The organism is Paraburkholderia adhaesiva (genome assembly GCF_021390575.1).
GTDB classification, from domain to species: Bacteria; Pseudomonadota; Gammaproteobacteria; order Burkholderiales; family Burkholderiaceae; genus Paraburkholderia; species Paraburkholderia adhaesiva.
The window spans coordinates 739,928-751,197 of sequence record NZ_JAJEJQ010000001.1; the positions used below are offsets into that span (position 1 = coordinate 739,928).

The following is an 11,270-nucleotide window of genomic DNA, read 5'->3' on the forward strand; positions in this document are numbered from 1 at the left end:
CGGGAGCAGGCCGGCGTCGCGGCGCCGTTCGGCCGATGCAATGACTAGTGGCGCATACCATCATGATCGATATCCTCAGCATTTCTAACGACCAGCATCGGCTCGACCACGTCGCGCGCCTGATTGCTGCGAGCGGAAACTACCGGATCACGCGCGCGGCCGGCGGCCCCGCGCTGCTGCTCGATCGAGGCGACATGCTCGGCGCGTTCGACGTGCTGATCGTCGATGCGCCGTCGATTACGGACGGCGATATCGCCACGATCACCGAGCTGTGCCGCCGCCACAAACGCCTCACGTGCATCCTGATCACCGCGGACACGACGTCGTCCACCTTGATCGCCGCGATGCGCGCGGGCGTTCGCGACGTGCTCAACTGGCCGCTCGATCCCGCGTCCCTCAGCGACGCGCTGAAACGCGCAGCGGGGCAGCGCGCGGCCGACGCGGTCCGCGCGACGCCGGTCGCCTCGTTCATGGCGAGCCGGGGCGGCGTGGGGACGACCTTCATCGCCGCGAATGTTGCGTACGCGATGGCGAAGTTCGAGAAGAAGCGCGTGCTGCTCGTCGACCTGAACCAGCAGTTCGCGGACGCCGCTTTTCTCATCACGTCCGCTGCAGCGCCGTCCACGCTGCAGCAGATGAGCACGCAGATCGACCGCATGGACGCCGCCTTCTTCGAAGCGAGCGTCATTCACGCCGCCGAGAATTTCGACATCCTCGCGGGCGCGGGCGACCCGATCAAGGCCGCCGACATTCGCGCGGACCGGCTCGAATGGATACTCGGCGCGGCGACGCCGCGTTACGACTTCGTCATCGTCGAACTGGGGCAGACCATCAACCAGCTTTCGATGCTCGCACTCGATCGCAGCGACCACATTTACGTCGTGCTGCAGGCGACCATGCCGCAACTGCAGGCGTGCCGGCGGCTCTTCGATATTCTCGGTTCGCTCAACTATTCGAACGAGCGCCTGAGCCTCGTCCTGAACCGCTACAACCGTGAGGGCGCGCGAGCACGCGACGCGATCGCCCGCACGCTCGGCCAGCAGCCGTATCACGTCATTCCCGACGATCCGCGCGCGGCGCTGGCGGCCATCAACCAGGGCTTGCCGGTTGAAGAGGCCGCGCGCAAGAGCGCCGTCGCGCGCAGCCTGCGCGCGCTTGCCGGAAAACTCGCAAGCGGTGTGGGTGAGGGAGCCGGTAAGGCTGCGTCGCATGAATCGCTGCTCGGCCGGCTGGTTGGGCGTCGTGCAGCAGCATCGAACGGAAACGAACTGAGACAGGAGCATTGCCATGTCGCTACGTGAGCAGATTGCCGCACAACGTGTCCATCTCGTCGGCGACCTGTCCGACGCAGCATCGGCCCCGTCCTCGACCTCGCGCGTGAAGCTGGAGGCCTATCAGAAGCTCAAGTACGAGATCCATCAGAACGTGCTCGATCGCGTGGAGCTTGAGCGCCTCGCGCGGATGCAGGAGGAACAGATCCGCAGCGAGATCGGCGCGCTCGTCGCGCGAATCCTCGAGGAGCGCAAGGAGCCGGCAAACGACCTCGAGCGGCGCCAGCTGACCATTGACGTCTACGACGAAATGTTCGGTTTCGGCCCGCTGGAGGCGCTGCTGCGCGATCCGACCGTGTCCGACATTCTCGTGAACACGGCGAAGCAGACTTATGTCGAGCGCCGCGGAAAGCTCGAAATCACGGACGTCACCTTCTACGACGACGCGCACCTCATGAAGGTGATCGAGAAGATCGTCTCGCGGGTGGGACGGCGTATCGACGAATCGAGTCCGATGGTCGACGCGCGCCTTCCCGACGGCTCGCGCGTGAACGCCATCATCCCGCCTTCGGCCGTGGATGGCCCGCTCGTGTCGATCCGGCGTTTCGCGGTGAATCCGCTCCAGGTGCCGGATCTCATTTCGCTGCAGACCCTCACGCCGCCGATGGCCGAACTGCTCGACGCCCTGGCGCGCGCGAAGGTGAACATCCTGATCTCGGGCGGCACCGGCAGCGGCAAGACGACAATGCTTAACGTGCTCTCGGGCTTTATTCCGAACGATGAGCGCATCGTGACGATCGAAGACGCCGCCGAACTGCAACTGCGCCAGGAACACGTGCTGCGCCTCGAAACGCGGCCGCCGAACATCGAAGGCCGTGGCGAGATCACACAGCGTGCGCTGGTGCGCAACGCGCTGCGGATGCGGCCGGACCGCATCATCCTCGGCGAAGTGCGCGGCGCCGAAGCGCTCGACATGCTCAACGCGATGAACACGGGCCACGAGGGCTCGTTCGCGACGATCCACGCGAATACGCCGCGCGACGCGCTCACGCGCCTCGAGAACATGATCAGCATGGGTGGCCTCGCGCTGCCGCCGAAGACGATGCGCCACCAGATCGCCTCGGCGATCACGGTCGTCGTTCAGGCCGCGCGCCTCACCGATGGCCGCCGCAAGATCGTCAGCATCTCTGAGCTGACGGGGCTCGAAGGCGACATGATCAACATGCAGGAAATCTTCACGTTCCGCCGCACCGGTCTCGATTCGGACGGCAACGTCCGCGGGTACTTCTGCGCGACGGGCGTGCGGCCCAGGTTCTCGGAGCGCCTGGAGGCCTTCGGCGTCAAGTTGCCGGAGAACATCTACGAACCGAACCGGCGCTTCGAGACGAACTGAGCGACCCGGGCGCACGCACGGCCCGATATCGGTGTGACTGGAGACACGCATGAGTTCGATCTTCTACGCTTCGATCGTCCTCGTATTCGTCGCCGTAGTGATGGCGATCGAGGGTGCCTGGGAATTCTGGAACAGCCGTCATGGTCCTGCTGCGCGTCGTCTCGAGTCGCGTATCCGGTCCGTGTCGATGGCTAATGGCGCACCGCGCGAAACGCTCTCGATGCTCAAGCGGGGCGCGGGCGAGCACGCCTCGCCGCTTCGCCGCAAACTCGCGAAGCTCGCGCTGGTCGAGGCGGCCGCGCGGCAGTTGCAGCAAGCGGGCTTGACCTGGACGGCGGGGCAACTGTTCGGCTTTAGCGCCGCGATTCCCCTCGTCGTCGTGGCCGTGGGTGCGCTGTCGCCCGTGCGGTTCGACTATGTGATCCTGGTAGCGGCAGTGTCCGCGATGCTGCCCGCGCTCTACATGCGGCGGTGCCGGGCGAAACGCCTCCTTCAGTTCGAGCGCCAGTTGCCGGATGCGTGCGACATGCTCGCGCGTTCGCTGCGAGCCGGGCACGCATTCGCGGCAGCGATCCAGATGGTCGGCGACGAGTTTCCCGAGCCGATGGGCGGCGAATTCCGTGTGACGTTCGACGAGATCAACTATGGCTTGTCGCTCAACGACGCGCTCACGAATCTCGCGCAGCGCGTGCCGATCCACGATTTGCGCTACTTCGTGATTGCCGTGCTGATCCAGCGCGAGACAGGGGGCAATCTTGCCGAGCTGCTGGACAGCATCACGTCGCTCGTGCGCGAGCGCTTCAAGCTGTTCGACAAGGTGCGGGTGCTGTCGGCCGAGGGCAGGATGTCGGCGTGGGTTCTCATCCTGCTGCCGTTCGTGACCGCGGGGCTGATGATGCTCATCAATCCTGGCTTTCTCGACGTGCTGTGGGAGGACCCGGCAGGCCTGAGCGTCGTCCAGACGGCGGCCGTGCTGATGGTGCTCGGCGTGTTCTGGATCCGGCGCACGATCGCGATTCGCGTGTAGTCGCGAACGCAATAACGCAAAAGCAACGGGGAACGACGATGGACCTCTTCAACATAAGCATGAGCTCGATGCTGCTGCTAGGCGGCGTGTTCTTCTTCGTATTTGCACTTGCGTTCGCGGCGATGCATATCGTCGCGTCGCGCGACCTGAGTCACCGGATCGGCCAGCCGGGCGCCGCGCCCGTCGACTCGCGCTATGGCAACGCCGGCAATGCCAGCGACGCCGGAGCGGGAGACGGCAATGTCTGGTTCGAGCGGCTCGTCGAAATCTCGCGGCCGATCTCGAAGCTCTCGGTGCCGAAGGAGGGCTGGGAAGCGTCAGCGCTGCGCGTGCGGCTCATGAACGCGGGCTGGCGCGCGCCGGGCGCGGGCGCCGTCTATTTCGCCGCGAAAACCGTGCTTGCGCTGTTGTTTCCGTTGCTTGCGGCGATCTGGCTGTTCGGCTCGCCCACGTCGACCAGCACGCTCAATTTCACGGCGTTGCTCGTCGCGCTCGGCGCGGTGGGTTATTACCTGCCGAACGTCATCGTCGCGCGTCGGGTCGAGGCGCGTCAGCGCACCATCTTCGAGGACTTTCCCGACGCCATCGACCTGATGACCGTCTGCGTCGAAGCGGGCCTCGGCCTCGATGCCGCGCTGATGAAAGTGGCCGAGGAAGTGCGACTGCGCAGCCCCGCCGTGGCGGACGAACTCGAACTGCTGTTGCTCGAAATCCGCTCGGGTTTCTCGAAGGAAAAGGCGCTGCGCAACTTTTCGCTGCGCACCGGCGTCGAGGACATCGACGCGTTTGCCACGATGCTGATTCAGGCCGAGCGCTTCGGCACGAGCATCGGCTCGTCGCTGCGTGTGCTCTCCGACACGCTGCGCGTGCGCAGACGCATGCGCGCGGAAGAGCAGGCCGCGAAGATTGCGCTGAAGCTACTGTTTCCGCTGATGTTCTGCATTTTTCCCGCGCTGATGGTGGTGCTGATGGGGCCGGCGGCACTGCACATCTATCGGTCGCTGCTTCCTGCGATGGGTAGCGGCGGCTAGGCGGTGGCGGGAAGACACGACGGGAACATCGGCGATTCGATTGGGGGAGTCATGGACACTGCAAAGACTGGCGCGCCGTCACTTCTGTTGCGCGCGGGACGGGGAGGACGGGGCGAAGCGAGCCTGCGGCTTCGACGCTGGCGGCGCGCGCAGCGCGGCGTGGCTGCGGTCGAGCTTGCGATTGTGCTGCCGTTACTGCTGCTCGTGCTGTTCGGCATCGTTGAAATGGGCGTGCTCTTTTACGACAAGGCCGTCATTACGAATGCCAGTCGGGAAGGCGCACGCGCAGGAGTCGTGCTCAAAAGCCCGAAGCCCACCACGAGCGACGTGCAAACGGTCGTGACGAACTACACGTCGAGCTATCTGATGACGTTCGGCACGCAGAACACACCGGCGGTCGTAACGTCTGGCGCCGGCGGCACTTTCGGTCAGCCGCTTTCGGTGACTGTCACTTACCGGTACCAGGGAATGGCTTTGGGGCGGCTGATAGCGCCCATCACGGGTCCAATTACGCTGTCCGCCACTACCGTCATGAACAACGAATAGAGGGGACCATCATGCGCAGCGGGAGCAGGGCGAAACAAAAAGGCGCAGTGGCCGTTACGGTCGCGCTGAGCATGGTGGCGATGCTTAGCTTCGCGGCGCTGGCCATCGACATCGGCAATCTGATGGTCGCGCGCAACGAACTCCAGAATGCGGCTGACGCGGCCGCGTTGGCGGGTGCAGGGTGCCTGAAGCCGCGTAGCGAGTGCGGCAACAGCACCGCTACCCAGCCGGATTGGACGACCGCGGCAGCAAGAGCTTCAACGTTTTCCACGGCGACCACTTCCAATAAGGTCCAGGGTGCATATCCGACTGCGAGTACTGTCGCGACCGGATACTGGAACGCTACGGGAACACCGTATGGCCTCGAGGCGCTGCCGTTCACGCCGGGCCCGAACGATCTGCCTGCCGTGCGGGTGACCATTCGCAAAGACGGCTCGGATTCGAACGGAGCCGTGCCGGTTTTTCTGGCTAGCGTGTTCGGCGCCACATTCCTGAAAGCCAGTGCGGTGGCGACGGCAGTGTTGTCCTCGCCAGGCAATGTGGGAGCGGGCGGGCTGTTTCCTTTAGCGATGTCGCAATGCTTGTTCAACACCTACTGGAATACGTCGACCGATTCGCCATCACTTTCACCCACCAGCGGCACGGTGACCGGTTTTTCGGACCCTCAGGTTGCGGGGCAGCCGTACATTTTCCGGATCGGATCCAGCTATCAATACAGCACCTGCCAGTCCGGCCAGTGGACGACTTTCGATTCCAATGACCAAAGTGCGAGCTTCGCCAAGAACCTGGTTACTAATGGCAACACCACCACGTTTTCCGTCAATGGTTCGAATGGGACGTGGATCCAGTCCGGTGAGGAAAACTCGGTCTATAACACTGTCCACGCCTGTAGCGCTGCCGGCAATGGGCAATGCGAGTGGGTAACGGTGGTCGTGGTGGCCGATCCGTCGGCGACAGGCTCGACTCAAACCGTCCAGGCATTTGCTTGCCTGCACATTCTTGATGCACAAAACGGCTCCAATCCCTATGTGGAAGCTCAGATGAGCAACGATATGAGCCACTGTGAGACAGACAATTCGGGAGGGGTCGGGCCGAGTTACGGCGCTTACACACCGCCGAGACTGGTGCAGTAAGGGCGTTCTGCCGCAGTGCACGCGTCTTGCGCGCCGCAACGCAACAGCCGCGTGCCGCGCGCTCTTGCACACCGGACGCGAGCGCGCGTGCGACTCCACGATCGCGTTATTTCCTGCGCTGCCGGTTGCAGAGCGCTTTGATGCGTTTAGGGCGCCGATACGCGCGCCCATCTCAACACTTTCTTCGGGCTTTTTCGCTCAACTCCCTCCGGCGCGCTAAAATTGCGGACCTCGTAACCCGTCGGCCCGTTTCTGCCTTGAGCGTCCAAAAGATCCTGATCGTGCGCGTATCGTCGCTTGGCGACGTCGTCCACAACATGCCCGCGATCGCCGACATCCGGCGGCGCCATCCCGATGCGCAGATCGACTGGCTCGTAGAGGAAAGTTTTAAGCCGCTCGTCGAACTCGTGCATGGCGTGCGCCGCGCGATCCCGTTTTCGCTGCGCCGCTGGCGCAAGAGCCTGCTCTCGGCGGCGAACTGGCGCGAGATCGGCGCATTCCGCCGCGCGCTCGCCGCCGAGAAGTACGACCTCGTCATCGACTGCCAGGGCCTCATCAAGACCGCGTGGGTCGCGAGCTGGGCCCATGGCCCGCTCGTCGGCCTCGGCAACCGCACCGACGGCGCGGGTTACGAATGGCCCGCGCGCTACTTCTACGACCGCTCGATCACCATCGAGCCGCACACGCACGTCGTCGAGCGCACCCGGCAACTGGTCGCCGCCGCCCTGAACGAGCCGGCGCCGCAGCCCACCGACGAAATCGACTTCGGCCTCGATACGGGCCAGGCCGCCAAGGCGCTGGCGGGCGCGGGGCTGAATCTGCCCGTGCCTTACGTCGTGTTCGTGCACGCCACCTCGCGCGCCGACAAGCAATGGCCCGACGCGAACTGGATCGAGCTGGGCCAGGCGCTGGTGCGGCGCGGCGTGTCGCTCGTGCTGCCGTGGGGCAGCGACGCCGAGCGCGCGACGAGCGAGCGTCTCGCGCGCGAGTTCGGCGAGGCGGCCATCGTGCCGCCGAGGCTGACGCTTCCAGCCGTCGTCGGTCTGATCGACGGCGCGGCGGCGACCGTGGGCGTCGACACGGGCCTCGTGCACATCGCGGCGGCGCTGAAGCGGCCTACCGTCGAGTTGTACAATTTCGCGACCGCCTGGCGCACAGGCGGCTACTGGTCGCCGGAAGTCGTCAATCTCGGCACGGCCGGTCAGCCGCCGACGCTCGCGCAAGTCAAGACCGCGCTGGCGGGTTTCGGGCTGCTGTAATACGGCGCACTGCCTTGACCCTTGACCCGCCGCACACTGCCGCCGGTCAAGGCGCCGAGCCGGGCCAACCGGTATAAGGATTGCCGCGCACGTGCGCGTGCCCTGCACGCCGTGCGCTCCCGGGAGCGGCCCGCCGCAATGCGCCCAGACGTGGCGCGCGAGGCGCGACTGCTTAGCTACGCAACCCGAACCATCGCTTTCAGGGGCGACCATGACAGAATCCCAGATCATTGAAGTCACTTCCGCCGACTGGCACGGCCAGCAGCTCTCGCAGCCGCGCAAGGTGCTGCTCGACGGCGTCGAGCAGGGCAAGGTGCTCTATTTTCCGAACCTGGCGTTCGCGGTAGAAGGCGGCGAGCGCGCTTTGCTCGACCCGGCCATCGCCGATCCGAAGCGCAAGAACATCAGCCTCGACCCGAACGGCGGCGCGCTGCACGGCGTGCTCGGCGACGCGGTCACGCAGTCCGCGGTGCGTGCGCTGGTCGCGCGTTACCAGGCCTGTGCGCGCACGCTCGTCGATGGTCTTTTCCCCGAGTACGTGGGCAAGCTGCGCGTCGCGCCGACGAGCCTGCGCCTGCGTCAGGTGGAGACGCGCCAGACGTCGTGGCGCAAGGACGATGCGCGCCTGCACGTCGACGCGTTTCCGTCGCGTCCGACTTACGGCGAGCGCATCCTGCGCGTCTTCACGAACGTGAACCCGAACGGCGTGCCGCGTGTGTGGCGCGTGGGCGAGCCGTTCGAGGACATGGCCAAACGCTTCTTGCCGAAGATCAAGCCGCAGGTGCCGGGCTCGGCGTGGCTGCAGAATCTCCTGCACATCACGAAGTCGCCGCGCAGCGCTTACGACCATCTGATGCTTCATCTGCATGACGAGATGAAAGCCGATCTCGACTATCAGAAGACGTCTCCGCAAGAGACCATCGGTTTTCCGCCGGGCAGCGTGTGGGTGTGCTTCTCCGATCACGCGTCGCACGCCGTGATGTCCGGCCAGTTCATGATGGAGCAGACGTTCTTCCTGCCCGTCAAGGACATGGTGCATCCGGACTGGGCGCCGCTCGGCATCCTCGAACGCCTCAAGGGCAAGGAACTGGTTTGAGCCTGGGCGTGTTGTCTCTGCGACCTTTTCCGCCGCTTTCTGCGCGGGTTTTCGCATCGCGTCGCGCGGTGGCGGAGGCGCGATGCTGAGGGCCGTCTATCGTGCGGTCTGGTGGATCGTCGCGCCGCTCGCGGTGCTGCGGCTCTTTATCCGTTCGCGTCGCGAGCGCGGCTATCGCGAGCATATCGGTGAGCGCTTCGGCTATTCGGCCGGGCGGCTGCCCGAGGATGACGCGCCGCTCATCTGGGTTCACGCCGTGTCGGTGGGCGAGACGCGGGCGGCTCAGCCGCTCGTCGATGCGCTTCTCGCCGCGCGTCCCGACGCACGCGTCCTTCTCACGCACATGACGCCGGGCGGGCGCGCGACGGGCGAGCAACTGTTCGGCGATCGTGTGCTGCGCTGCTATCTGCCCTACGACATGCCGCACCTCGTGCGGCGTTTTCTGCGCGCATGGCGTCCGTCGCTCGGGCTTGTGATGGAGACCGAGGTATGGCCGACGCTCATCGACGAATGCCGTCGCGCCGACGTGCCGCTCGTGCTCACCAATGCACGCATGTCCGCGCGCTCGTTCAAGCGTGCGGCGAAGTTCGGCGCTGCTGCGAAAGAGGTGTTCGGCGGCTTTGCGCGCGTGCTGGCGCAGAGTCCATCGGATGCCGAAAGGCTCACGGCGCTCGGCGCGCGCAACGTCGCGGTGCTCGGCAATCTGAAGTTCGACATGACGAGCCCGCCCGGGCTTATCGCGCGCGGACACGAATGGCGGCGCGTGATCGGTGCTCGGCCCGTCTGGGTCGCGGCGAGTACGCGCGAGGGCGAAGAGGAGCTTGTGCTGCAGGCTTTCGCGGCGCTCGGCGTGGACGACGCCCTGCTGATTCTCGTGCCGCGCCACCCGCAGCGTTTCGACGAAGTGGCGGCACTCGTTGCGCGCAGGAATCTCAAGCTCGTGCGTCGCTCGCAATGGGCCACGAGCGCCGCTGCGGGCGAAGCGGCGGGCGCGACCAGCGCCGCGGCCGCATCGGCGCACGCCGCGCCGCGTGCGTTGCCGCAGGATGTGAATGTGCTGCTCGGCGATTCGATGGGCGAGATGGGTGCGTATTACGCGGCGGCGGATCTCGCGTTCATCGGCGGGAGCCTGTTGCCGCTCGGCGGCCAGAACCTGATCGAGGCGTGCGCCGTGGGCGTGCCCGTGCTGATCGGCCCGCACGTGTTCAACTTCACGCAGGCCACTGCCGATGCCGTCGCTGCTGGCGCTGCGCTGCAGGTGCCCGATCCTGCTGGTCTCGCGACGTCGTTGCGCGAACTCTTCAACGACAAGCCACGCCGCGTGGCAATGGGCGCTGCGGCGGCCGCGTTCGCGGCGCGCCATCGCGGGGCGACGGAGCGCACTGTCGATGTGCTGACGACGTTGCTGCCCGAATCCACATCCTCTTCATCGACGCTCGACACCTGAGCGCACGACGTGGCGCGCGCTTCAGCCCGCCACGATCAACCCCCTTTTCTCGATAAACGTAACGAACTGAGCACGTCAGACGACGGACGGCAGGTACTTGACGGCACAACTGTCCTGTCGTGCGTCAACGTGGCGCAGTGCCGCGACTAGATCGTTGCGGCCGTGAGGGCGCAGGCCATGCGAGCGACATCCTCGTGTCCTGGCCACTACTAATTCTGAGCATCGAAGCAGCCTTCGGCGATTTGCGTGATCCACGCAGCCGAATCCCTGCGCACGAACTGCAGAAAATGCTGGCGGTGGCGCAATTGCGTTGCCCCGGGACAGGGATGCCAGATCCGACCAGGCTATGCCGGTGAACAGCGTCGGCACGCGACCGCACGCACCGGACAGCTTCATTGCCCGCATCGCCTTTTCGAGAATCCGCGAATCATGCGGACGCGCTCACGGTTGTATCAGCACATACAAATTAATCCGGGTCGCGACGTAGTCAAGCTACGAATGTAGCGATACCGGATCGGATTGTCTTCGCCGATCACGTCGTCGATTCGCTCCGGCGAAAGCGTTGACTCATTGCGGGCCGCACCCTCGACAAATCGCCACCATCCTCTCCTGTCGCAACAAAAGGTTGCGCGGTCCACGTGATCGGGCACGTTTTTACATCCCCCGCCGATCAGGGACGCAGAGTCTTCTGGGTCCCCGATGGTTGCCACCTCAACTTACTGTCCCCACTAAACGTTCGGAAGCAGGCGGCCATCCTGTTGCCGTCGATTTTCCAGGCTCGAATTCGGAGGTGCGGAATTGCGGCGTCAATTCCACCAGTGGCTGGTCATCTCGCGAATTCTGACAGTGCCCGATTTTTTTCAGAGCGATGTCGGGCCGTCAGTCAGTTCAGAAAATTGATGAGGCCCAAAAACGAAGTCAGAAACGTCTTAATTTGACGATCTTTAGCGTTGTCGAATTGTGAGGCGGCCAGATAATCCCCTCCGAATACCTCGCGCACTCCGCCTGGACCATATCTCAATATTCCGCCATTTGGCACGCCGAATAAACACGAAGTTAGGATCACT

The 11,270-nt window shown here is 64.8% G+C and carries 9 protein-coding genes; all 9 read left to right on the forward strand.

Annotated features, from left to right (window positions below; genetic code table 11):
- Nucleotides 1-62: 62 nt before the first annotated feature.
- Nucleotides 63-1,301 (forward strand): CpaE/TadZ family protein, encoded by a 1,239-nt coding sequence (locus tag L0U80_RS03345; protein WP_233862512.1) that lies wholly within the window; start codon nt 63-65, stop codon nt 1,299-1,301.
- The gene (locus L0U80_RS03350; protein WP_233862513.1) at nt 1,288-2,664 is read left to right on the forward strand and encodes a TadA family conjugal transfer-associated ATPase; all 1,377 of its coding nucleotides are present in this window, start codon (nt 1,288-1,290) and stop codon (nt 2,662-2,664) included. Before L0U80_RS03345 ends, L0U80_RS03350 begins: the two co-directional genes overlap by 14 nt.
- A gap of 49 nt (nt 2,665-2,713) precedes the next feature.
- Entirely contained in the window at nt 2,714-3,691 is a 978-nt protein-coding gene (locus tag L0U80_RS03355; protein ID WP_233862514.1) for a type II secretion system F family protein, read from the forward strand.
- A gap of 38 nt (nt 3,692-3,729) precedes the next feature.
- Nucleotides 3,730-4,722, forward strand: coding sequence for a type II secretion system F family protein (locus L0U80_RS03360; protein WP_233862516.1), 993 nt, complete (start codon nt 3,730-3,732; stop codon nt 4,720-4,722).
- Between the two features lie 51 nt (nt 4,723-4,773).
- A complete protein-coding gene (locus tag L0U80_RS03365; protein ID WP_233862518.1) occupies nt 4,774-5,268 on the forward strand; it encodes a TadE family protein in 495 nt (164 codons plus the stop codon).
- Between the two features lie 11 nt (nt 5,269-5,279).
- Entirely contained in the window at nt 5,280-6,401 is a 1,122-nt protein-coding gene (locus L0U80_RS03370) for a TadG family pilus assembly protein (protein WP_233862519.1), read from the forward strand.
- Nucleotides 6,402-6,658: 257 nt separating this feature from the next.
- Entirely contained in the window at nt 6,659-7,660 is a 1,002-nt protein-coding gene (waaC, locus tag L0U80_RS03375; RefSeq protein WP_233862521.1) for a lipopolysaccharide heptosyltransferase I, read from the forward strand.
- Nucleotides 7,661-7,871: 211 nt separating this feature from the next.
- Entirely contained in the window at nt 7,872-8,756 is an 885-nt protein-coding gene (gene kdoO / locus L0U80_RS03380) for a Kdo hydroxylase KdoO (RefSeq protein WP_233862522.1), read from the forward strand.
- Nucleotides 8,757-8,838: 82 nt separating this feature from the next.
- Complete coding sequence (gene waaA / locus L0U80_RS03385; RefSeq protein WP_233862523.1) at nt 8,839-10,203, forward strand: lipid IV(A) 3-deoxy-D-manno-octulosonic acid transferase; 1,365 nt, start codon at nt 8,839-8,841, stop codon at nt 10,201-10,203.
- Nucleotides 10,204-11,270 lie beyond the last annotated feature (1,067 nt).